General features: G+C 37.8%; 16 protein-coding genes. 7 read left to right on the plus strand and 9 right to left on the minus strand.

Features of this window, described 5'->3' with window-relative positions:
* Window positions 1–35 precede the first annotated feature (35 nt).
* On the plus strand, window positions 36–2,282 hold the full coding sequence (locus JEM65_RS13980) for a glycosyltransferase family 4 protein (protein ID WP_199600661.1): 2,247 nt from the start codon (window positions 36–38) through the stop codon (window positions 2,280–2,282).
* Window positions 2,283–2,929: 647 nt separating this feature from the next.
* Here JEM65_RS13980 and JEM65_RS13985 read toward each other — a convergent pair.
* Complete coding sequence (locus JEM65_RS13985; RefSeq protein WP_199600668.1) at window positions 2,930–4,585, minus strand: glycoside hydrolase family 10 protein; 1,656 nt, start codon at window positions 4,583–4,585, stop codon at window positions 2,930–2,932.
* Between the two features lie 477 nt (window positions 4,586–5,062).
* Here JEM65_RS13985 and JEM65_RS13990 point away from each other — a divergent pair, with 477 nt between their 5' ends.
* Complete coding sequence (locus tag JEM65_RS13990) at window positions 5,063–6,451, plus strand: MATE family efflux transporter (protein ID WP_199600670.1); 1,389 nt, start codon at window positions 5,063–5,065, stop codon at window positions 6,449–6,451.
* A gap of 145 nt (window positions 6,452–6,596) precedes the next feature.
* Here JEM65_RS13990 and JEM65_RS13995 read toward each other — a convergent pair whose 3' ends face one another.
* Complete coding sequence (locus JEM65_RS13995) at window positions 6,597–7,217, minus strand: MarC family protein (RefSeq protein WP_199600672.1); 621 nt, start codon at window positions 7,215–7,217, stop codon at window positions 6,597–6,599.
* Between the two features lie 253 nt (window positions 7,218–7,470).
* Here JEM65_RS13995 and JEM65_RS23010 point away from each other — a divergent pair, with 253 nt between their 5' ends.
* The 5 genes from JEM65_RS23010 to JEM65_RS14020 all read left to right on the plus strand — a co-directional run bounded on the left by JEM65_RS23010 (window position 7,471) and on the right by JEM65_RS14020 (window position 12,491).
* On the plus strand, window positions 7,471–8,664 hold the full coding sequence (locus tag JEM65_RS23010; protein WP_199600674.1) for a helix-turn-helix domain-containing protein: 1,194 nt from the start codon (window positions 7,471–7,473) through the stop codon (window positions 8,662–8,664).
* A 161-nt stretch (window positions 8,665–8,825) separates the two neighbouring features.
* Complete coding sequence (locus JEM65_RS14005; protein WP_199600676.1) at window positions 8,826–9,476, plus strand: DUF6448 family protein; 651 nt, start codon at window positions 8,826–8,828, stop codon at window positions 9,474–9,476.
* A gap of 188 nt (window positions 9,477–9,664) precedes the next feature.
* Window positions 9,665–10,372, plus strand: a complete 708-nt coding sequence (locus JEM65_RS14010) for a membrane or secreted protein (RefSeq protein WP_199600678.1) — start codon at window positions 9,665–9,667, stop codon at window positions 10,370–10,372.
* 275 nt (window positions 10,373–10,647) lie between these two features.
* Window positions 10,648–11,133, plus strand: coding sequence for a DIP1984 family protein (locus JEM65_RS14015; protein ID WP_233530663.1), 486 nt, complete (start codon window positions 10,648–10,650; stop codon window positions 11,131–11,133).
* 416 nt (window positions 11,134–11,549) lie between these two features.
* A complete protein-coding gene (locus tag JEM65_RS14020; RefSeq protein WP_233530664.1) occupies window positions 11,550–12,491 on the plus strand; it encodes an N-acetylmuramoyl-L-alanine amidase in 942 nt (313 codons plus the stop codon).
* Window positions 12,492–13,370: 879 nt separating this feature from the next.
* Here JEM65_RS14020 and JEM65_RS14025 read toward each other — a convergent pair.
* The 7 genes from JEM65_RS14025 to hisS form a co-directional block, all read right to left on the minus strand.
* The gene (locus JEM65_RS14025) at window positions 13,371–17,132 is read right to left on the minus strand and encodes a glycosyltransferase family 2 protein (RefSeq protein ID WP_199600686.1); all 3,762 of its coding nucleotides are present in this window, start codon (window positions 17,130–17,132) and stop codon (window positions 13,371–13,373) included.
* Window positions 17,129–18,436 carry a glycoside hydrolase family 2 TIM barrel-domain containing protein gene (locus JEM65_RS14030; protein ID WP_199600688.1) on the minus strand — a complete coding sequence of 436 codons (1,308 nt, stop codon included), beginning with the start codon at window positions 18,434–18,436 and terminating at the stop codon, window positions 17,129–17,131. Before JEM65_RS14030 ends, JEM65_RS14025 begins: the two co-directional genes overlap by 4 nt.
* Window positions 18,437–18,568: 132 nt before the next feature.
* Entirely contained in the window at window positions 18,569–18,787 is a 219-nt protein-coding gene (locus JEM65_RS14035; protein WP_199600690.1) for a hypothetical protein, read from the minus strand.
* A 143-nt stretch (window positions 18,788–18,930) separates the two neighbouring features.
* Complete coding sequence (locus JEM65_RS14040; RefSeq protein ID WP_199600692.1) at window positions 18,931–19,197, minus strand: hypothetical protein; 267 nt, start codon at window positions 19,195–19,197, stop codon at window positions 18,931–18,933.
* 109 nt (window positions 19,198–19,306) lie between these two features.
* Window positions 19,307–22,345, minus strand: coding sequence for an AAA family ATPase (locus JEM65_RS14045; RefSeq protein WP_199600694.1), 3,039 nt, complete (start codon window positions 22,343–22,345; stop codon window positions 19,307–19,309).
* 3 nt (window positions 22,346–22,348) lie between these two features.
* Window positions 22,349–23,548 carry an exonuclease subunit SbcD gene (gene sbcD, locus JEM65_RS14050; protein WP_199600696.1) on the minus strand — a complete coding sequence of 400 codons (1,200 nt, stop codon included), beginning with the start codon at window positions 23,546–23,548 and terminating at the stop codon, window positions 22,349–22,351.
* A 525-nt stretch (window positions 23,549–24,073) separates the two neighbouring features.
* Window positions 24,074–25,450 (minus strand): histidine--tRNA ligase, encoded by a 1,377-nt coding sequence (hisS, locus tag JEM65_RS14055; protein ID WP_199600698.1) that lies wholly within the window; start codon window positions 25,448–25,450, stop codon window positions 24,074–24,076.
* Window positions 25,451–25,500: the final 50 nt, after the last annotated feature.

Here is a 25,500-nt window from a genome sequence, read left to right on the forward strand (position 1 = left end):
AATAATGAGTTTAAAACGGTTTAAACCAAGTTAAAATGAAGATTGCTTTTGTTGCTACATATCCACCACGACAATGCGGAATAGGTACGTTTACGCGCAGTCTTGCCCATGCCATGAAAAATGATGGTGGTATTGAAAATGAAATCATCATTATAGCAATGACAGATAACCATGAGACTTATGCATTTCCTCCTGAAGTAAAACTTACAATCCATCAGGAACAGCAAACAGATTATTTAGCTGCAGCCGATTTTATTAATCGGAGTGGTGCAGATGTTTGTATTATTGAACATGAATTTGGTATTTATGGCGGCCAGAGTGGCGTCTATATTTTACCCCTTTTACATCGGTTGCATATTCCGCTGATCTCAACCCTGCATACCATACTTGAAAACCCATCCTATACTGAAAAAGCCATTTTACAACAAATTTGCAAAATGGCTGATAAATTGGTGGTCATGAGTCATAAAGCCATTCAATTTCTTGAAGATATTTACGATGTTCCTTTGGAAAAGATCGTCAGAATAGAACACGGCGTTCCCGATATAAAATTTGATAAGGAGACATCGAGAGCCGATTTTAAATTGACCAATAAAAAGCTGCTTTTAACCTTTGGTTTCGTTGGGCGGAACAAAGGCATTGAAACCGTAATAAAAGCATTGCCTGAAATAATTAAAAAGCATCCTGAAGTCTATTATATCGTTTTGGGGAAAACACATCCAAACGTGCTCAGAAGCGATGGAGAAGAATACAGAAACTATCTACAGTTACTCATAAAAACATTGGAGCTCAGCAATCATGTGATTCTGATTAATGAGTTTGTTGAAGAACAAGAACTCTTTAAGTATTTGGCTGCCTGCGATATTTATATTACACCATACATCAATGAAGCTCAAATTACCAGCGGTACCCTGACCTATGCCATGGGTTCAGGCTGTGCTGTAGTTTCTACACCATATTGGCATGCGGCCGAATTACTCACACACAATAAAGGACGCCTCTTTAATTTCAAAGATGAAAATGGATTGGCATTGGTTTTGACTGAACTTTTAGAAAATCCGGAAATGTTAAAGGCGATCCAAAAAGAAGCTGTGGCTTATGGTCAGGACATCATCTGGCCTAAAATTGGCGAAAGATACTTACAGCTTGCAAAACGTTTAATTTCTGAGCCGGCTAAACCGGAACCAAAAAAGGAAACCGATATTGATCTCTTGCGATTGCCAACATTTTCTTTGGCACATATTAAAAGGCTAACGGACGATACCGGGATTATTCAGCATGCAAAATTTGGAATACCAAATTTGAAAGAAGGCTACTGTCTTGACGATAATTCGCGGGCACTGCTAATGGTTTGCATGGCTTATAAGCAGAAAAAAAATACAGTTGCTTTAAATCTGATGCCGGTTTATATGAGTTATATCCATTATATGCAAAACCATGATGGAACATTCAGGAACTTTTTGAGTTTCAATCGGAATTTTCTCGATGAAGTGGGTTCTGAAGATTCCTTCGGCAGAACTATTTGGGTATTGGGCTATCTTATGGAAAACGCCCCAAATGATGCATATTACCAAACAGCACGACTCATTTTCTTCAATGCAGCGCCCAATTTTGAAAAACTCACATCTATCCGAGGCATAGCCAATACAATAATTGGCATCTGTTACTGTCTTAAAACCAAGCCCTCTGATGATGGGATGAAACTGTCTCTCCTAAGAATGACGGACGTTCTAGTAGCCCATTATGAATACAATCAATCGGAAAACTGGAACTGGTTTGAATCGCTCTTGGCTTATGACAACGGTATTTTACCTCTCGCATTGCTCCACGCTTCGCAGGTGTTAGAAAACAAAAAAGTAAAGGATATTGCCTTTGAATCTATGAGTTTTCTTACGTCACACACACTGAAAGATGGATATCTCTCGGTAATCGGGAATAGACAATGGTTTGTAAAAGACAAGGAACGTTCCGTTTATGCCCAACAACCTATAGATGCTATGGCCATGGTACTCATGTATCATCAAGCATTTGTTTTAACGGGTGAAAGAGGGTTCTTGGAGAAACTTTTCACTTCTTTTATGTGGTTTTTGGGCGAAAATGATTTACGTATGAGTCTCTATGATTTTGAGACTAAAGGTTGTTGTGACGGTTTTGAAGATTACGGGGTCAACAGAAATCAGGGTGCAGAAAGTTCGTTGGCATATCTTATTTCGCATCTCACGGTTCTTCAAGCCTACGAGGAGTCTTATCACGGACATGAAATGAAAAATTCCAGCAACTGATAAGAATCCCTTCGAAATCGCTTATTTTTAAGTGAAAGGTCCGTCCGTTCTCAGGAAATCCACCCGAATTTCTATAGAGTATGGATTTACACATTCAGGTATTTAAAACTAAATCATTATTGTCCGATAAAGAATTAAGATCGCTGCGCTTATAGTCCCGATAGCTATCGGGAAAAGAACAAAGACTTGATGGTAACTGACTGAAAAACAGTCGTCATTCTAAATTAAATTTGCCCAATCACTCTAACTGAAATTGGTTTCAAAAACAAGGTGTCATTTTTAAGTTCTCGAACCAGATCATGCTTTAAGTGGGAGTGAACTTTTTACCTGTTTTACCGGACACTGATGAACCTAAATACCATTTTTTTGTACATCCGGTTCTTGCCATACCAGTAAAAAAATCCGCGAACATCTCCGTAATCCGCGGGAAAAAAATAAGCGTATGGAAAAAATCATCCCGCAGATCTCGCAAATTTACGCTGAACAAAACACTATTTGTTTTTTTTGATGAAATAGATACGTTAGTATGATGAACGCCAATTCTTTATACTTAAACTAATATTCATAAAAAACAATTATGATGAGTCTCATTTTTATAAACTTTTTGGGATTTTCATATGTTTAGTTTCCAGTCAGACCTAGCCATCCTAAAACGCACCAAACAAGGCCGCTCCTATTTCAATTTCGTTAAAACTGCTCTGATTTCCAATGTTGTCTACGGCTATTACACCAATACTACTTAGTGGGTTTTTATTCTCCAATGCTCCCGCATACAATGGAAATTCTATAGTGTTTTTAGTTCTGTCCAAGATCAGATACTCCCAGTTTTCGTTGTATTTATAGAACACCACCCAATTGAAAACCGTCTCTGCTTCTGCAGCTCTCCAAGAAATTGTTAATTTATTATCTACAATTTTTGTATCAACCACCGGAGCTTTCGGCAGTGTTGTTTTGAGCCATGGACTGGCAGGCACCAAGGCCTGTTTTTTATAAGGACCGTCAACCAAAGCCTTGGAAAGATTTGGGTCGTTCAACAAAGAACCTATACTCCAATGTGCGGTGCCCTTTCTTTCAGAAACTATGTGACGCGTCAATTCAATTTGGTTAATGGTTTCTTCCACATTGGCTGCATTTCTACCATAATCAATCCTTATTCCAGGCCATAAATGACGGTTTTGGGTGTTTTCTTTTTCCCACCATTCCAACAGCAGAGGAAAGCTCTGGCCTACCTGATTTATTTTCCAATACAATTGAGGGGTAAAATAATCAATCCATCCTTCATTCAACCAGAGCTTGGCATCTGCATACAGTTCGTTATATTGATCCATGCCTGTAATTGATTTGGGATAACCTGGTCTCCAGATCCCAAACGGACTAATACCAAATTTTACTTCGGGTTTTTCAGCTTTAATTTCTTGATAAATACGCTTCACAAATCCGTTTACTGCTGCTCTACGCCAATCTGGCTTCGTCAGCTTTCCTCCTGTTCTTAAATACTCCTGATAACTTTCAGCATCGGGAAAGTCGTTCCCTCCGTTATAGGATGCATAAGGATAAAAATAATCGTCAAAATGAATCCCATCAATGTCGTATCTCTTCAAAATATCCATAACAACAGCTGAAGAGTGGTCTTGCGTAGCCTGTTTTGAAGGATCCATCCACCACATGCCATTCTTTAAACTCACCATGATATCTGGATTGGTTTTCACCAATGATTTTGGCGCCACTGCTCCACCGGTGCTGTGATGTGAGCGATACGGGTTCAACCAGACATGCAGTTCCATACCTCTGTCATGTGCCGCTTCTATCCAGAAGTGAAGTGGATCATACCACGGAGACGGTTCTTTACCAACTTCTCCTGACAAAAAGAAAGACCAGGGCTCTAAGTGGCTTTTATATAAAGCATCTGCCTGAGGTCTTGCTTGAAAAATTACCGCATTGTAATTATGTGCTTTTAAGAAATCTAATAATTTGATGGCCTCATCCTGCTGTTCTTGAGTAGACAAGCCACGCTTGCTTGGCCAATTGATATTTGCTACGGTAGCAACCCAGGCCGCCCGAAATTCGCGCATAACATAAGGGCTATGTTTAAAAGGGGGCACCACTTTGAGGGATTCTTCTTCTTTAATGTCTTCTTTGGTTTCTTTTTTGATCTCAGGAATGGAAGGTTGCGGTTTTGCAACCACCCGTGGTAATTCCCTTTTTGGAGGTGCAGATCTTGATATAATCTTAGGAGATTTACAAGAATTCAATGCTACAAGAAAGAGCAGAAGTATTAAAGCTGATTTTATTTTAAGCGACATAGTGTTAGAGCATATGATTAGGCAAATTTTAAACTTTAAATCCAACAGTAAAAACTATTTAACATTTGGTAGGCTTTTCTAGTATAATATCTTTGTTGTCCGATAAAGAATTAAGATCGCTGCGCTTATAGAATAATTAAGAAAGATTTGATTATAACGGACTGATAAGCAATCGTTATTCTGAATTAAATTTGCCCAATCTCTCTAAGTAAATTTAGTTTCAAAGAGCAAGGTGTTATTTTCTAGATCTCCTATCAGGTCTTGCTTTAATGAGTTTATAAACTTTTCACCTGTTTTACCGGACACTCATTATGGAAAATAGTATCTTGTTAGGTTTTAATGAACTGGACATGCCTAATAGCCAGACACCGGTTAACACTCAATTTTACGTTTTTAGAGGAATCTGCCCACATGATTTTTTAAGTATTAAGAGTAAATTAGGAATCACATTAAAAAGGTTGTTATAGTTTTGCAGGAATGAGTACCCCAAAAAAAAATAAGTTTACAGAAGGTAAAATAATTAGCTCCCTATTAAGCTTAGCGTTGCCTATTATTTTTGCCAATATTTTACAATCTGCCTATCAACTGATCGATACGTTTTGGTTGGGAAGACTGGGCGCCGATGCCGTTGCAGCTGTGAGTCTTAGTTTTCCTTTGCTTTTCTTGGTGCTCTCAATAGGTGCGGGCCTAACTTTGGCAGGTACTGTTATGGTGGCACGCTATCAGGGTGCCAATAACCAGCAGCTTGTCAATTTTAGTTCTTCGCAAAGCGTTTTTTTAATCTTTTTAACCTCTATAGTGCTAGCCGTAATCAGCTATTTTGCCGCGGGCCCCCTAATGAAGATCATCGGTGCCGGACCAGATATTATCGAAGATTCAGTAACCTATTTTAAGGTCTCTTCTGTAGGTTTCGTTTTCCTATTCCTATTTTTTATTTTCCAATCGCTTATGCGCGGTATCGGAAACGTGATGCTGCCTGTTTATATCGTACTGTGTACAGTTATCCTGAACGCTGTGCTGGACCCATTGTTTATTTATGGTTACGGCGCCATACCCGGGTACGGTGTAGCCGGAGCAGCGGTGGCTAGCGTCATTACCCAAGCTGTGGCTTCTACAATTGGGATGTTTATTCTTTTTAGAGGAAAACACGGGATAAAAATTGCGCTATCCGCCATGTATTTCAATATGGAAAACCTAAAAAGAACTTTCAATTTAGGCTTTCCAGCAAGTATTGAACAGTCCACACGTGCCTTAGGGATGACCATGATGATGATGATTGTTACAAGTTTTGGCAGCGATATTGTAGCGGCCTACGGGATTGGCGCACGGATGTTGAGTTTTATAGTCGTCCCCGCCTTAGGACTAGGCATTGCAACCACCTCTTTAGTAGGTCAGAACATTGGTGCTTTAAAAATTAAAAGAGCTGAAAAGGTGGCTAAGTTAAGCGCCAAAGTTGCTTTTTTCGGATTTACCGGATTGGGGCTGATCATGTTCTTGGTGGCAGAACCTTTAACTGCATTCTTTATCCCCGATGACACCCAAGTCATAAAAGATGGGGCGCTGTTTATCAAGATCATGTCCTTAAGTTTTGGCTTCCTCGGACTGCAACAGGTCATGAATGGTACCTTTAATGGCGCCGGGTTTACAAAAGCCTCCATGTTTATTTCTATAATGACGCTTTGGATAGTGCGTTTTCCACTGGCCTATATTTTGTCTAACACCATGGGAATAGGTCCAGAAGGGATTTGGTGGTCTTTCCCCATCTCCAATTTTATTGCTGGGATTGTGGCTTTTATTTATTTTAAAACTGGGTATTGGAAAAAACGGGTGATTAGGGACCGAAGTTTTTTAACTGCACATGAATGACGGTGCAATCAGTCTAAAGAATTACAACCTTAGTTTTTGCTGAACGCGGTTGAAGTAATGGTAGCGTTTCGGGTTTATAGTATCGAGAAGCTGCTATAAAAGCTCAACAATCTGTTTCAAAGAGTTTAACTGCGCAGTAAAGTTGTTAAGATATTAAATCGAACGAAATTTTTATGCCTTCTATAATCATACCTGTTCCTATAATCGCAATGATCAATCCCATGATTTTTCCAATTACAGAAATGACATTATAACCCACTATTTTAACAATATATTTACTTATTCTAAACGTGATATAGGTCAACAAACTCATCGACCCAAAAATAGCAATCACCAAAAACAGCTGTATAGTAGAAACGTCAGACACAAAGTTCATTGCAGTAACAATGGTTCCTGGGCCGGCCAAAATAGGAATAGCTAATGGTGACACCGCAATGTTCTCATCAATATGGACATGTTTGATGCTTTTTACATTGGATTGTTTTGATTGTAGCATTTCAAAACCAATGTAGAATATAAGGATCCCTCCCGTAATTTTAAAGGCAGGGATACTAATATTAAACAATTCAAATATATATTTACCCAAAAGGATAAAAACAGTTACAATGATAAAGGCTATTATATTGGCTCTTTTGTTAATATCTCTTTTTGTGTCTTCATCTGCACCTTGCGTTAAAGATAAAAAGACCGTCATGTTTGATATCGGATTGGTGATAGCAAAAAAGCCTGTAAATACGGTAATTGAAAATGTAATTAAGTTATCCATTCATCTCAGAATTTGAATATTGTAAGAACTTGAATTAGTTCTATACTTCCAAAGTAATTTTCGTTTATTTTGGTTAAACCATCCATTGCCTAAAGCAAAATTTTCACATTGCAAATGTACGATCATTTATGCTTTGTGAAGACGTCAAGCAAAAATAAAAACACGCTTCTTAACGGTTTGGAGGATATTTATTTGAGCACTCAGATTAGCCTATCAATTATGAAGATATCTCAGTAAATTACTCTAATTTTGAGTGACCGATGACCGATTTCCTGGAATTCATCATATCGGCATCATCATCAAAAAGGACCAATCTACAATGACGTATCTGTTTTTTATAGGGTGTTTTAATGCGTTTTTCTTTCTAGCGCTGCTGCTCCAAAAACAAGCGAAACAACTACATGACCGTATATTGATGTTTTGGCTTCTCTATTTGGCAATTGCCACAGCCACATATGGCTTGTCCATCGATGTTTTTCCAGAATCGTCCTTAATTTCCAGTGGCATCATTGCTCTATTCTTATTACATGGCCCTTTTTTATACCTTTATGTTTCTGCACTAACGGCAAACAACAAGACTTTTAATTGGAAAAGTATAGCACATTTTATCCCATTTGTTGCTTTTGTGCTGTACCTGATCGTTGCTTCCCTATTTCCAGAATATTCAGAAGGCATTAGGGTAGATCATGTATCGGAACCAGTAGCTAAACCTCCGTTTCTATTTATTATATTTCTGCTTCTAACCGCACTCTCCGGACCTGTGTATTTCTTTTTATCCTATAGAAAATTTAAAAGAAGCAAAACGTCTTCACTTAATTTTTCATCAAAAGACATTAATTTAGATTGGCTAGGTACACTGATTTCTATTTTTGGAATTGTCTGGACCATCTTGATACTTATTGCGGTGATCCATCATCTGTTTCATTTGTTTACAATGGAATTTTGCACCAACGGGTTGTTTCTGTCTCTTACAGGCTTTATCATCACGATAGGCTATTTCGGATTGAAACAGAAGGAGGTTTTTATCGGTTTACCTTTAGAAATCGACACTAAAACTGAAAACACCTCTAAATATGGGTCTTCAAGAATGCAAGATGCGGAGTTACAAAAATGTTACAGACAGGTGAATGCCTATATGACGCTTAAAAAGCCCTACTTAGATCCTGATTTAACTTTACCTAAACTTGCGGAAAACCTCAATGTTCCTACGCACCACCTTTCGCAGGTAATCAACGAGATGCACGGTAGTAATTTTTTTGATTTTATCAATCAGTTTCGGGTTGAAGAAGTCAAAATAAAAATTCAAGATCCGCAATTCGAAAATTATTCGTTACTCGGCATCGCTTTAGAAAGTGGTTTCAATTCTAAATCAGCTTTTAACAGAGTGTTTAAAAAGATAACCGGCACCACTCCAAGCGCCTTCAAAAAATCTCTGCCCTCCTCCTAATCTCAGCTTACATTGCCCACCTCTGACTTAGTTTAGAAAATGGGACGATTTTCCGCTAATAACAGGTGCCAACTTACAAAGAAGGTCGCACAGGCACAAGCTTCACCCTACTTTTGTTGTAGTAAAACAAACTAGATTATTAACTCAAAAACTGATATTTTATGAAAACTCAAGTAAGATCAACTCCAACAACAACCCTTTTAAAAACAGAACAAGTTTTAAAATCGAAAACGCGTGCCCTGCTTTTAGTAGTTGCATTCATGCTGACTAGCTTTTCCGGATTCGCGCATTGCGATTCCTACGACGGTCCAGTAATAAAAGATGCTCTAATAGCCTTGGATCAGAATAATGTGCAACTGGTTTTGAAGTGGATTGAACCTCAGCAAGAACAGGAAGTCATATCCTTATTCGACAAAACCTACCGATTAAAAACTGCGGACCAACAGGTGTATACCATTGTTGAAAAACACTTCTTGGAAACGTTGGTAAGATTGCACCGTGAAACAGAAGGCGAACCTTATACAGGTTTGAAACCCGCAGGTTCCATGACGCCTCTGGTGGCTCTGGCAGACAAATCAATTGCTGAGCGTGATGTACAGGGTGTTATGACAACAGTCACTACCCATTTGGAACAACTACTTAGAGAACGTTACGCTAAGGTAGTGGAGTCCAGTAAAACAAAAGATAACTCGGTAGCACAAGGCCGTGCTTATGTAGAGGCTTATGTGCACTACACGCATACGTTAGAGGCGTTGGAAAAGTTATTACACGGGCATGATTCCCATTCGGCAGGCAATCATACTAGTCATTAAAACCCCTAAAGTTCAATAAAAAAAAGACTCGACTTTAAGACGAAGAGCGGAATATCCAAAGTAGGATTTCCGCTCTTCCATTTTAAACTTAGTTTATAATTACAGATGCCATGCGAGCGAGTTGCCCCATTGAAATCTAACAATGTGCAGACTTTTAACTATTTTTGAGAATATCAAAATCTAAAGTCATGAAACACATACTTACACTACTCCTTTGTAATTTGGTTGCCTTAGGGATGCACGCGCAAGGTATTGTTGGAGCTTGGGAAAACACGACCACTAATAACAGTGGCGACCAATTAAGAAACGTGCTTATTTTTACAGACGGCTATTATTCGGCTACGACCTTTAGTGAGTCTACAGGAAAGTTCATAAAGTCTAGTGGTGGATCTTGGCAATTAAAGGACGACACCTTGACCCAGCACTTAGAATTTGACACTGATAATCCAGAGCGTGTTAGCACCGAGATCAGTTTCAAACTTAATACTGATGGCACCCGTATGACCCTGAATGACGATCTGAAATTAGACCGAATAGATCATGGTGGCCCAGGCGTTTTACAAGGTGCTTGGTTAATGTCTGGTCGGGTCATAGATGGAAAATCTCAAATACGGGATACGAGTGGGCCCCGAAAAACCATGAAAATATTATCTGGTACACGCTTTCAATGGATTGCCTATAATACCGAAACCAAACAATTTATGGGAACTGGCGGTGGCACTTATACTACTGTTGATGGTGTCTACACTGAGAACATTGAATTCTTTTCAAGAGACGACTCTAGGGTTGGCAACAGCTTACAATTTGATTACGAATTGATTGATGGCAACTGGCATCATAAAGGGCTGTCAAGCAAAGGCGATCCCATCAATGAAATTTGGAATTTGAGAACATAAGGTTGTAAATTTGGAAGATAATTAAAGCCGAACTTGACTTCATTACAATGCTTAGTGCGACATACAGTGAAAGCGCTATGAGCCAATAAAATGAACAACCTCGACCCAAGGGTACGAGGTATCAAGTAGAAGTTCCTTTTTTATTTCGACGCAGAGCGTCGGGGAATAAAACTCAAGGATCCCGCTAAAAAGCGGGATTAGTTCAACTAACAATTTTTAATTCATTGCTTCGCAACTTTTAAAAATTGAGTTTCACTAATTTAAAACAACACTAAATGTCAACACAAAAAGAGCATACACCCTCTCCTAATAAGATGAAACTAGCGGAAGCTCTCTTGTTAAGAGCCGATCTCCTGAAAAAAATTGAGCAGCTTCAAAATAGAATCAGACCCGTTTTAATTGTGTCTGATAATAAGTTGCCACAGGAAGATCCTGACAAATTGCTTGCACAACTAAGAAAGGCTATACAAGATTTAGAAGCCTTAGTCATCAGCATCAACAAGACTAATAATGACACTCCTATTGAAGGGGAAGGCATGCTGATGGAGGCGCTTGCCAAAAGGGATTCCCTGAAAATGCTTTCTGAGAAACTAAGAACGATTCGGTATGCTGCCCAAATTAACAATAGCGGAGAGGCCAACCTAAAAACAACAATCGACATTAAAAAGCTGCAAGTTGAAATGGATCAAACCGGACGGGCATTTCGAGAAATTGACAGTAAGATTCAAGAGGCTAACTGGCTTACTGTATTAAAGGATTAAGCCGAAAGGCGGAATGGTCGGGGCGAGTGCCAGCCCTTTTTTTTGGTGTGGGTTTTCGGGGCAAATTGAAAACCCTACCACGCAGAGCTGCTTGGGTTGCGGCAAACATGTATTGTTTAGGGCCCATTACTGTGTACTACTTATATTAGTATTGCTTAAAACTTACTACCAGGTACTGACCGATCATTCTTTTTATTTATAATACTAAACCAACAACCTTCCTGCTACAATATCAAATTAGTCAATAATTTTAATGGACTTCCATTTTCATAGCGTGTTCCAAACAATAACATCCACCTCAAGTTTGAACAGCTTTAAACCCTTGAAACTTCAAATAATTATCATAAATTAGGACTGTCAAATCATGACCTATTAAAAATCATAATTCGTCATAAATTTTAAAAATTAGTATCTCGATGAAAAAAATCAATTCAGTTCTCCTAATAGTAGTCACGGCTTTCATGATTGCGTCCTGTGCCAATAATCCATATGCGCCTACTAATAGAGTTCATAAAAAACAAACCAAGGCACTTACCAAAGAATTGGTGGCAATTCCGCCACCTCAACCAGGATCGGCCAGTGCTTCAAAATATGCTAAAAATTGGGTAGGAACAACTAATTTCAGTCTGAGGAAACCCAATCTTGTGGTCATTCACCATACGGCACAGGATTCTGTAGGCCAAACCTTAAAAACATTCACACTACCCAGAACCCAGGTAAGTTCTCATTATGTTATTGGGGCTAACGGTGAGATTTACCAAATGCTCAACGACCTTTATCGCGCTTGGCACGGTGGCAGTGGCCAATGGGGCTCTAATACGGATTTAAACTCTTCTTCTATTGGGATTGAATTGGACAACAATGGTTTTAAAGAATTTTCGCCCCTCCAAATAGCAAGTTTAATGGAACTATTAAAAGATCTCAAAGAGAAATATAAAATTCCCGCAGCCAATTTTATTGGTCATTCTGATATTGCGCCAACCAGAAAAAACGACCCTAATAAAACATTCCCATGGAAGGCATTGGCCGAAGAAGGCTACGGCCTATGGTATGATGATGTTCTTGAAGATACCATTCAGCCTGTTGATGACAATGTTATTGTAATTACAAACATCCCCCAAGAAATATTAGAAATAGGAAATGATTCGGTTAATATTACCCCAACCCAGACCCCTATTGTGGCACCGTTACTTGATGTACCTCCAAACATTGCCCTCAAGATTATTGGGTATGATGTGAGCAATATGCCAGCGGCCATCAAAGCCTTTAAATTGCACTTTATTCAAACTGAAGTCAATTCTACACTTACAGATCACGATTTAAAAGTGTTGAATAATCTTTACAAGAAATATTTATAGCAATCTGCACGACAACCTCTTGATATTGACTAACACGGATGTACTTGAATTTAATAATTGAAAATTGAATGCCGTTAAGGAGGCTAGCTAAAATTTGAATAAACCACTATGGCTTTGAAATCCATAGTTTTAAAGAAAAGAATGAAATTTTTTTCTGAGAATAGTTTATCATTCCGAATGNNGTTCCTCGCTCTGTCGAAATGACAAAATATCCTTAAAAATTTATAGAAACTAAAGTAACTGCAATGAATCCCGATAGCTATCGGGAGCAGGGTTTTTACCTTTAACTAGATAATAAAAATCTGAACTGTTGTACTGACCGACAGGCGAATTTATGACGACCTCCTTGGTGGATTTACACGAATTTAGCATTACAAAAGCAAGCAATACTAGAAAGCCAGATTTCATCTGAAGAGCCCTGAAGTTTGTGATCATAGCAATATAGATTTATAATGTAATTTTATCATCCTAAAAAGAGTTGTAACAAAGAAAGAGGCACCCCCTCTCTCACGCGATTGGAAAGGTTATAAATTTGAAGAATTGCCGACGGGGGTTATAGTTTACATCTTCTTTCTTACTTAAGTTCTGGCAATGTAAAATGCTCAATATTCAAAGCTTTCAATCTGGTGCTATGCGCTCTTAAACGTTTGGAAAAATCTTCAAAATTGTCGTGAGATGAAGACCATCCAATTTCTGCCTCCCCAAAACATAAATAATTCCTATAAAACTAATAAATATTATTCAAGACTCAACCTTTTTTAAATTCTAAGAATTTTGCATTGAGGCAATGAATGTCCTCTGTTCAATTTTATTTAGGGTTAGCTACAAAAAAAGGAAACATTGAACAGAAACGTGACGTTCCACAATCCATCACATAAATTATTTTGCAATTACCGGGGTATTAAAACTAGTGATATCCGATGCTATGTTGTCGCCATGGATAATGGTTAGATGTAACTTATAATAGGTATGGTTTTTAGGAATTTTCAATGATATTTTTGCTTCAGTTCCCATTTCTTTTATCGCTAGATAATTTCCGTAGGCATCACATTTTACTAATGACCATTCAAATTTTAAGTCCTTTTGCTTAGATGCCACTTGCCATCCTTTTTTGTCGTCATACACCATAGCATTGAATGTGTATGAATTATCCTCAAATATTAATCTTGAGGGTTTTAAAATTTTAACTTTAGGCATCTCAGCTTTATAAGTCTTGTTTTTTAATAGCGAAGAGAGATGAAGATAAGCTTCTTTCTGTCTCCCCTTTCTGTCTACAATACCTCGAAAATCAAGTTTGTTACTTTCATGTTTGTCTTGCCAGGAGGTTATAAAATATGAAGTTTCTGGATTTTCGATTTTATGTGCTTCTAACACATTGCTATCAATGCCGCTAAAAATATAGTGCTTATTGATGTCCTGGCAATAGCTTATTACCTCATCTAAATATTCCCCTTCCTTAACCACCAGCCCAATAGCATCGATATCTTTTATGTTGTACACCATATGATTGATATGGAATATAGCAAGTGAATTCACTTCAACATCTACTATTAAAGGCCGTTTGGAATCAATTTTTTTAATTTCAGAAGCTAAATCTTTTAACCAGAGTACGAACGCTCTATTTTGATACAGCAGCGCAGGTTTGTGGAAAAAGTTGTTTTGGGTGTACTGCACGTCATTTTCAATATGCCAAGAAATAATTTGGTCAGTACTTTTGAGCGCACGAATGGATTTGAGAATGCCTGACTTTAAGTCTCTTATTTGTAGGGTATCGACCATAAAATCGAGGTTTTCTGGAATCCAAAAACTATAAGACATTTTTAGACCTAGCTTTTTACTAATTGCTAAAACATTATGATCGTAAATAGAATTCCCTTGATACTTTATGGTAGTTATGCCTAAATCTCCAATGTTTTTGAAATCCGCCAACAATTTTTTACGGTTTAAAACATGATAATCATTTTGCCAATTATGTCCTTGCTCAAAATTGATACCTTTAATTGTATTCAGTACTAGTTCTCTATTGTCTTGCTCGGGCAGGTTTGTTTGAATTTGCAGTAAAGAACTCGGGATATAAGAAGGTACTGTTTTAGTGCTAAATAAATCTATTTCGGTTTGGCTTGAAGGAATGGTCCAATCTAAATATTCATTTGGCTTTTCTCCTGTGGGCCAGTTATTATCAACTTGACTATTAAAATAGATAATGGATTTTATTTCCTTAAAATTGGTTTCTATTGAAGTAACGGCATTATCTATCCACTTTGAAGAGCTTTCCTTGGGATTGTTATTTAAGGAACCGAACTCAGAAATGATTACAGGTGTTGAAGGTAAATTTTGAAATTCATCATGAAAAGGCTGGTATAACGCATCAAATTCATACCATGTATTGTCTGCATTTAAATTCCCATAATTCAACACATTGACACCCATCCAATCCACGTAGGCTTTACCCGGATAAAAAGCTGATATATTATGCGATTTCCAAGGATTCCATATCCATATAACGTTGTCCGCTCCTTCCTTCTTAAAAATCTCGTAGGTGTGCACCCAAGCCGATTTAAATTTCTCAGAAGCGTTGTCTCCCTCTATAAACCAAGGATAAAAGGGGTTGTCAAATTCGTGGGCAAATCTTAAAAAAACCGGCTTATTAATAGCTTTAAGAGTATTGGCGAATCGGGCCAGATACCTGTCAAAATATCCCATTACTATGAGATCATAGACATGTTGGTCTTTGATGTTGTCTTCAAAAGTGTTTAACCAAGGCTCCCACGTAATTACAGGCATGGATTGCTGTTTGTAAATAGAATCAATCAAATTTGTAGGGAAACTATTTTCAAAATGTTTATCCCAAGCTAAATAGAGGGAAATTAAGTTAAATTTATTGTCAACCCTATTTGCAATTGTATTGGCCTCAGCAATATCTGTCAGACCATTATCTTCCTTGGGAGCGAAAACACCTATATAATTGATGTGATGTTTCTCTATTTTTTCTGGTGTCACGCCCGCCCATTTGATATAGTCTCCATAATATTGAAGTCCGGCACAACTGATAACCGTTATAAGAACTAATGACAGCGCCGATCTACTCAAAATATTGAACACAAAGTTTCTTGTAGTTTTCTGATATTTTACACTCTGATCATAAATAGGCAATTGGATTGCTGAATTTTTCTGATAGGCAAACACCAAGGTGTAAAACATAATTAAGGCATTTAACAATGCAAAGCCTGACATAACTATTGAAAAGGGCGTAAAATCTATTGACAAGCCATATATCACTGCAAGTATTGATACAACTCCCACTATCAGGTTGGGTATTACTATTTTAAAATTAGTAATTTCCTTGTCATCTTTAGGGGTTGGCAGATATGGCACTTTTTTTCTAATTACAGTATATAGAGCACCCAGCGCAAAAACCCACCAAGTGCACATCAATAATAATCCGCCATTGATATGTATACCGCGTTCACTTTTATGCATGACCCACTTTTGTACATATATTCTAATGCATAAGATAGACATCAAAACAGGAATATAGATGAGTCCAAACCTTATCACATTTCCTCGCCACGGTAAAGACGCGTTAACTAATGAAATTATTGGAATTAAGAATCCTATTAGAAAGAATATCCCAGACAAATAATGCAAAGGCAAGATACCATAATGTAGTTTTTGCCTCCAACTAAATTTTTTAAATAGTTTAGGATATACAGAGACCAAGAGTTCTAATGTACCTCTAGACCATTTTAATTGTTGCTTGTAATAGGTTGTCAATGATCCAGGCACCAATCCTTTTGTAAAAACCTTAGGCACATACACTGATTTCCATCCTTTGGCCTGCAACTGCATTGCCGTATGCATATCTTCAGATAATCCAGCTGCATGCCCTCCTATACTGTCTAGTGCCTTCCGTCTGAACACACAATTGGCACCTATTGCATTAACAGTACCATAGGAGTTCATAGACATCATCATAGGACCATAAAAATGGAAGGTTTGTTGTGCTGCTCCTTCAGCAACATAAGATTCGTCTATATTATAATAGGCCTGAACGGTTTGTACATAGCCAATGGCATCATCTTCAAAATACGGCACAATTTCTTCCAAGAAATTGGGTTTAGGGATGTGGTCTGGGTCTAAAACAAGACAAAGGTCTCCCGTTGCATGTAATAGGCCATTGTTAATGTTACCGGCTTTGGCATCAATCCTATTTGTTCTGGTTACATGAACAATGTCATGCTCTTCACAGAAATTCTTTAAAAAAGCATCATTGGCCTCATCGCATAAATAAGTGGTATGAGGATATCCCATTTTTTTTATCGCTAAAAGCGTTTGGGTAGTCATTTCATAAGGTTCGCCAGGGAAATAGGTTGTAAGAACATCAACTTTAAATTGTCTCTTGCTTATGGGTTTAGTAGGAATTGTAATGTTCCAGTAATGATACCATATGTAAACAACGCGTAAGGTGTCAAAAACTATAACGAGCGTCAATAACCCAAATAACAAGGGGGTTTCTATTAATTCTGGTTGAAGAAACCAATAAAAAAAATTACCCACACTCAACAGCGCAATCACTATAATTGTGCGGAGAATGATGAGTTCTTTCTTTTTCGGGCTGGTTATTAAATTTTGATCGTTCATTTGTTTAACACGTAGAAAGGAATGTTGGTGGTCGCAAAATTTCCTTTTAGATCATAGACATAAACAAAAATCCTATAGGGACCTTCTTTGTCAGGAGTACGGAATGTTAAAGAATTTCCCTCCATATCTATAACATCCAACGGCATCTCTTCTGGCCTCTTCTCTGTCTTTTTTTGCCTATAGTTCCACCCTTCCTTAAAAATCTCCCACTTCAGTTGGTAGGTAGTATCTATCTTACCATCCATAATAATCTGAGCGGTTTTAATCTCTTTGGCATTATAGATCAAGGTGTCTTTTGAACCCCAATTATCAATTAGCATATAGTCTATTTGAGGTGGCCATTCATTTTCATTTTCAGGAGATCCCCACAGTGATTTTAAACTATAATAGACTTCAGATTTTCGCCCTTCTTCATCAAATATACTAAACCAAGTATGCGTATGTTCTTGTTTTTGACCCCAAAAAAATACGAGATCTCCCATAGATGCGGTATTTGTGCGGATATAAGAATTATAATTATTAATATATTGCTCTGCTTTTTTTGAGCTGGTTTGTTCTATTGGAACCGACCACAGGGTCATCTCCTCCTCCCATGGTCCATTGTTGGCATATTCACTAATATAATACGGCAACAAGTTGGTTATATAGGCCATTTTTTTCATTAAAGGCTTAATCATCTGTAAATTTCCAAATGCATTATAACCTATAAAATCCAGTTGGGGAGAATGAAGGTGTATGCTCAACGTCTGTGTTTTGGATGGAATGATACTAGTCCCTACCGGATGATTTGGGTCTATAGTATGAATCAAATCTATGAATTCATTAAAAGTGTCTATAAAATCATTTTTTAGCAACACCAGCGGATAGTCGAGCTCATTACCTAAATTCCAAAATAAAAGAGCTGGATGATTTTTGTAGGTGTTGACTAAATTTTTAATTGTCTTCCGATACTGATTAATTTGTTTTTGATCAGAATAAAAATTGTCACCGTCAGTATATTTTGACAACGGAATATCCACTATAACGGCTAAATTATTTTGATGCGCCTCATCTAATAGGGTTTCAATATTATCAAAATCGTAAACACGAATGGTATTGCCCCCAATATCTGCCAAGGCACCTAAATAATTGCTTCCTGTGGCACCTCTAATTTTAAAGGATGCCCCATTTCTATAAAGTTTGAAAACATTGGCTTCTCTTTTTATGTAAACTGTTTGTGACTCATCTACCGTTTTTGAATTCGTGTGGTTAAACGCATATAATAAGAGCACAACAAGGAGGACACCCAAAACTAAAAATAACATCCTTTTTACACTTAATTTCACCACCTAAATATTTTCGATAAATCTAATGAATTATGAGCTACCAAGAAATAACACAGGCTTAATAATCGCATAAATTCGGTATTAGGAAGTCTAAAAACTCCTCTAGCCAAACTAGTTCACTTTTTGAAGGACGAAAAACACAGCCCCTCCTAAGAGGTAAGCCAGGACATCCCAACCATCTCCTGTATATCTGTGGGATTGTCGTGCCAGATAAAATTCAAATACAACAGAAAAAAGTGCTACTAAACTTAAAATAGTGAAGACGTTAAGTCGAATGTTGGTGTCTTTTTTAAGGTACCAAACGGTATGCAAACCCAATGTGGCCACCATAGGTATGATTAAAAAATCATTAAGATAATTAAAAATCCATTCAGGAACGTCAACAGAAAAGAATTTTAAACTCTGTACCCCCAGAAAAACAACAAAAGATAGAAGCACGTAGCTTCGTAAAAATTGTAGTGGTAGCCGAGACATCATATAAACAACATGGCAATGATCCAAGCTATAACACCACCAATGGCCATAACGATGGCCCAAACTGAAAAGAGTGCATAATAGGCACCACGCACAAGCCAAAACCGACTCGTTTTCCAGCGTTCGCCAAACGACGGTTTCTTTATGTTGACCTCCTCAACAGAATCACTTTCTGTGGCCTTTGTTGCCTTAGAAGTTGTGGTCTCTTCTGTATCTAACGGCAGTTTTTTATGTGCGCTATATGTAGTTCCTTTTTGTGGTTCCATGGTGAAAGAAGTTCAACTTGCAAGAATACATATTATTTACGATGATAAAAAATCAACCATTGGTTTTACGATTTTTTTAACCAATTGCATTCGTCATAATCACCCCCAATCAACCTGAAACAATTTCAACCGTACTATAGCCTGCCCCCGTTTTTTCTAATCGTATTTGGGTAGAAATCCGCTCTTTCAAGGCCTCTACATGCGAAATGACCCCAATAGATTTATCACCTTCATTTTGCATCTTCTCCAGTATGGTTATGGCCTGATTTAAGGTATCAGGATCTAAAGTTCCAAAACCTTCATCAATAAAAATAGATTCAATCTTGACGTTTTTCGCCGCCAAATCTGATAAGGCAAACGCCATTGCCAAACTCACCATAAAGGTTTCTCCACCAGAGAGCGTATTGATGGATCGTCGGGCATCGCCCTGATGACTATCAAATACTTTTAAGGAATCATTTTTATCTGCTTCATCTGCAGTTGGGATATCCACCCGATATCTATCACTTAAATCCTGCAATCGTAAATTTGTATAACCAATTAGCTGTTCAAGGGTAAGGTCTTGTACAAAATTAGAAAATCGTTTCCCATTGGCATCTCCAATCAACCCATTCATGGTTTTCCACAACGCTTCTTCTTTTTTCAGGTCCTTTAATTTTGACGCCAGCAAACGCTGTTTTTCTTTAGCTTTTTTATCAGTCTCCAATTGGGTTTTAATAGCGCCAATTTTTTCGTTTAAACTGCTGAACTCTTCCTCTAGTTTGTGATATTCAGCCTGCAACTCAGCAATAGGCTCGGTGGTTTTTACCACTGTTTTAAACGTATCAATTTCCTTTTGGGCACTTTCTTTTTCAGTTTTTAAACGTTCCTGTTGCAATTGAAACCTGTGCTTTTTCTGTCGGATCTCTTCTGCTTTTCCTTCAGAAAGGATAAAGGCCTTTAATTGTGGGATACTGTCTATACGCTCTGCCTCTAAAATGCGCTGTAACTGATTTTCAAAAAGAACTCTTTCTTCTGATATGGACTTCACTTTAGTAGTAAGTTCTGAAATCAGTAGACTGGTATGTCTTATTTTTTCGAGGGTCTGCGTCCATCTGCTTAGCAACGACTGTACTTTAATATCAATATCCTCAGCAGCATATAGTTTTTTACGTACAGCCTCTTTTTTTACTTTCAGATCTGAACTTGTAATCCACTGAGCTGTGGTCTGCTTTAAGTTCTCCAACAATTTTCTTAATCCGAAGGCTTTTTTAACTTGCTCTACAAGTTGCAGTTGGCTACTAACCGTTTTTTCTAATGCTACAATAGCATCATCGTTTTGGACAAATTCAACCTTAAGCGCACTGCAAAGTGTACCAATGTCTTTAAATCTAGGGTCTATAGCCTCAGTCTGTTCAATGATGGCTTTATTTAAAACGGTACTTTTTTCCTGCTCATTTTTTAAATTCGCCTGCGTTGAAATCTTTAATTCGCGTTTCGAAACCAGTAAATCTTGTTTCGATTTTAGAATTTCTGCTTGGAAATCAAAATGCGGCTTATGTGTTGCAAAAGGATGCTCCAATGCCCCGCAGAGCGGACAAGCCTCCCCTTCTACCAAGGCACTTCGGTGTGCTTCCAAACTTTGATGCTGTTTACGTGTTTCTTCTGACTTTACCAGTTTTTCTACCTCTAGCTCTAAAGGTTTGAGTTCTTCTTCTAGTTTTTTGAGCTGAGCCTGATAGGTTTCAACCAGTTCCTTACTACGTTTTAATTCAGCTTCTTTTAAACTTTTATTTTTTAATTCCGATATGTAATGGGTAAATGCGATTTTTAAGTCAGATACTAAAAGTAATTTCTTCTTAAAACGGGCTTCTTTTTCAGCCAATTCTTCGTCGTTACCAATTTGAGCAGATTTTAGAAACTGCTGGATTTTTTCTTCAACAGGATGGATCGTTTTATTAAATTGAATAGGATCTTCATTAAAAGGAATTCTTACAGTACCACTGTTGACATCCAAAAGAATAGTCTTTATCTGTCTTTCGTGGAGTTTAGCCTGAGCCACCGCCAGGTTTTCTTCCTCTTTTAAGGTATTGACCTGTTGACGAAGCTGTGTTAGGTGATCCACATACTGTTCTGCCGCTACCGTTTCCCCAAAAATAGAGGATGCCATTTTCAATAAATCAGCTTTATCCTTTAAAACCGTTTCCTCAGTAATCTTTTGCCGATTAAGTTCTGTGGCGGTCTCAAGAAGTGCCTTATCTTTCTGTTCAAAATTAGAAATGAGCGCATTGTGACCCACATACTTTATATGGTTTTCTAAGAGATGTTCCTCTTTTTTAAAGCTTTCAAGAGCAAGTGTTAACTCCTTTTGTAATTTCTCATTGGCCGCTAAAATGGTCTCCTGTTTAAAAATGCCATTTCGATGCTCAATCTCTACTTTTAAAACCTCAATGGCCTTCTTTTGGCTTTCCTTTCCTTTGCTAAGCATCTGTTCTTGATGGCCTAAGGCTTTCTTTTCTTCTTCAGAAATCAACTCAATTTCGCCCAATCTAATTTCCTGTTCTTTACAAGCTTCCAATGCCGTCTTAAATTTCTTGAATACAGCGGCACCAATAGCTCTGTAGTCTTTAGCCCCGGTAATGTCCTCAAGTAATTTATTGCGTTCATCTCTTTTTGCCTTCAATAATTTACTGAATTGCCCTTGAGACAGCACCATGGCTTTAACGAATTGATCATAACTCAACCCGATTAATTCTTCATTTTTTGCCGGTACTGAAGCCTTGCCACTTTCGATTATAACGCCCGTTACCACATCAATAATTTCCTGCTTTCTATCGTTGAGGTTATCGTTCCGATTTCGTTCTATAGACCAGTGCGACCGATAGATTTTCCCTTTGACGATATATTCCACTTCGGCATAACAATCTTGGGCATTTCTGGTCATTATGCCACCTTCACCGTCAATAACTGATTTGCTGATAGCCCCTATTCTGGGCACTTTATTATAGAGTGCCAAGGTAATCACATCCAAGAGTGTCGATTTTCCAGAACCTGTGGGACCGGTTATTGCAAACAATCCGCTTTCAGCCAATGGTCCCGATAAAAAATCAATATGATGTTCGCCGCGAAGTGAATGAATATTTTTAAAACTGATTTTGCTGATTTTCATAACCTATAAGTTAAGTTCTTCTAAAATTTGACGAAACGCATTTTTTAGTTCTTCGGAATCGTCTTGCTGCCCATCCAACTCGAGTCTTTTTTCAAACATTTCCATCGGACTCACATCGGCTACACTTATGCCAGGTTGAAACGCTTCTGAAGCACCTCTGATTTTATTGGTGAAATTTAATTTGGATTTGATGATGATAAGGTCTTCGTTAGTATAAGTTTCCAATAAGTCGTCCAAATCTCGTCTGATCTGTACACTTTCATTAGGTTCATTCACAATAATTTCTGCTAACGACACCAATTGTGTACTCATTTTATAATCCTTCAACTGTATTTTAACCTCTTCAAGTGTGCCTTGAAAGACTACTAAGTTTCTGAATTTTGGTATGGGTACAATTTTCACCTCTATGTTCTTAGCCTGTACTGAAATAATATTGACTTGCTTTATTTCTTCCTTTTCACTAAAACTCAAACATACCGGTGAGCCTGAATAATGCACGTTTCTGGATGTGGAAACGGCATAGGGTTTATGAATGTGGCCTAAGGCAACATAATCAGGTTCTTCACCAAAAACAGTCCCTTTAACACCTGCCTGATTCCCTATTTGAATGTCCCTCATGCTATCAGATACCTGGGCACCCTGCACATACAAATGCCCCATAACAATAAAACAACATCCTTGGAAATGCTGATTATAATGTGCATTGATAGTTAAAAAATAAGATTGAATGCCTGCTTTAATCTGTTCTATTTTATCACTATATGTTTCTCCGGCAACCGACTTTCTAATATCCTTATCCCTTAAAAAAGGAACGCCTGCAATGACTACTTGTTCTTCTCCTTTAGTGTACTTAAAGAATAGTTCTTCTACGGTTTCAGGTGCGCCACCAATAACATCAATATTTAAATAACTCAATATTTCCTTTGGAGCATTTAAAACTGATGCCGAATCATGATTACCTCCCGTTATGATTATTTTACATTCTGTACCTATCATTTGCATTAGAAATCTATAATACTGTTTAAGGGCCGTTTGTGAAGGATTAGCTTGATCAAACACATCACCAGAAACTAGCAATAAATCGATGTCCTCTTTCTTGATGGTGTCTAGCAACCAATCGAAGAACAAGTCCAGATCGGGTGTTAAATCGATTTTATGCAACTGTTTTCCAATATGCCAGTCTGAAGTATGGAGTATTTTCATAGGTGATGATTATATGGTGTTTTTCTCGTGTTGTGCTTTCTCCAAATGTACTGAGCAGAGTTAAGATTGCCTTAAAATAATGCTCTATCTCGAAAAAGTTAAAAATAGAAAGTTAAGCTGAATTAGTTAGCTTCAATTTAATTTTTTTATGGAGCGGAGTAAGAGCCATGGTTGATCCACTTGGCAAACTACAGAATCAGTCTTTAACTTGTTAACAACATCGATCCTAGCGTAGAAATTCATTTTGAAACATTATTGTCCGATAAAGAATTAAGATCCTGCCTCGCCGGCAGNNTTTTACCTGTTTTACCGGACACTGATGATTTTGAAAATAAAACAAGAAGCACTAACAATACCAACATTGATGTGGGTTTCAACATATTTGATCACCACTTCTGATCAAAAAACAGCACAAAATTTAGAATGCCTTTGACCGTGCAGTGGACAATGCCACTATAAAACCCTCGATAGTGAGTTGATCGTTTATTCACGTGACCCAATAGTCAAAATTTTGAAAATACCATTTTACAATTGTTTCAGAACTGCCACTAGTGTTTTCAGATCTACCGACTGCTGTTCTCCCGAAGCCATGTTTTTAAGCGTAAAAGTTTCTGATTGCAATTCAGATTCGCCTACCAGTACTACGTTTGGAATGTTGCGTTTGTTAGCGTAATTGAACTGCTTGATGGCCTTTTTATGATCAGGGAACAATTCAGCATTGATGCCGTTCGCTCTCAATTGTTTGATGGCTTTCATACTCGCCATTGCTTCGGTCTCACCAAAATTGATAAACAAAGCTTTTACCGTATTCGTTATGGTCTCCGGAAATAAATTCAAAGCATCCAAAACCAAATAGATGCGATCCAATCCAAAACTAATGCCTACACCACTGACGTCTTTCAATCCAAAAATTCCAGTAAGGTCATCATACCGACCACCACCACCAATAGATCCCATGTCTACCCCTTTTGGAGCGGCTACTTCAAATATAGCACCTGTGTAATAGTTGAGTCCGCGTGCCAAGGTTACATCCAATTGCAAGCTTGCGGTGTGCAACTTTAATTCTGAAATGGCTTTGTCAATAAATTCCAATTCTTCAATCCCTTTTTTACCTTCTTCTGAGGTAGATAGAATAGTTTTTAATTGGGCAATTTGCGATTCAAAAGACCCTGACAGACTGAACAGCGGTTGCAATTGGTCAATGCCAGCTTGCGCAATGCCTTTCCCCAACATTTCTTCTTTGACCTTCTCCTCACCTATTTTGTCTAATTTATCGAGGGCAACGGTAAAATCGATCAATTTATCTTGGGCGCCAATTACTTCAGCAATACCAGATAATATTTTACGGTTGTTAATTTTTATCGTGACACCTTCTAATTTAAGGGCAGTAAACACAGCATCATACAATTGGACAAATTCTACCTCCTGCCATAACGATTGAGACCCGACAACATCAGCATCACATTGAAAAAACTCTCTAAAACGGCCTTTTTGAGGTCGGTCAGCTCTCCAAACCGGTTGAATTTGATAGCGTTTAAAGGGAAATTCGATCTCATTTTGGTGTTGTACGACGTACCTTGCAAACGGAACGGTGAGGTCGTAACGTAGTGCTTTTTCTGAGATAGAGCTTGTTATTTTAGTGGAATCTTTAGCATCATAAGCCTGTTGATCGGCTTTATTTAAAAAATCGCCAGAGTTCAAAATTTTGAAAATCAATCGATCCCCTTCATCGCCATATTTGCCCATCAAAGTATCTGAATTTTCAAAACTTGGGGTTTCTATCGGTTGAAATCCGAAGCGTTCAAAATTTTGACGTATCGTATTAAAAATATAGTTGCGTTTTGCAACTTCTACCGGATTGAAATCTCTGGTGCCTTTTGGGATGCTTGGTTTTTGTGCCATGTTCACTTCCCGCGAAAGCGGGAATCTGTTTTATCTTCCTGCGTAGGCAG

Origin of the sequence: Gelidibacter salicanalis (assembly GCF_016469035.1) — a bacterium.
In the GTDB taxonomy this organism is placed as follows: domain Bacteria; phylum Bacteroidota; class Bacteroidia; order Flavobacteriales; family Flavobacteriaceae; genus Gelidibacter; species Gelidibacter salicanalis_A.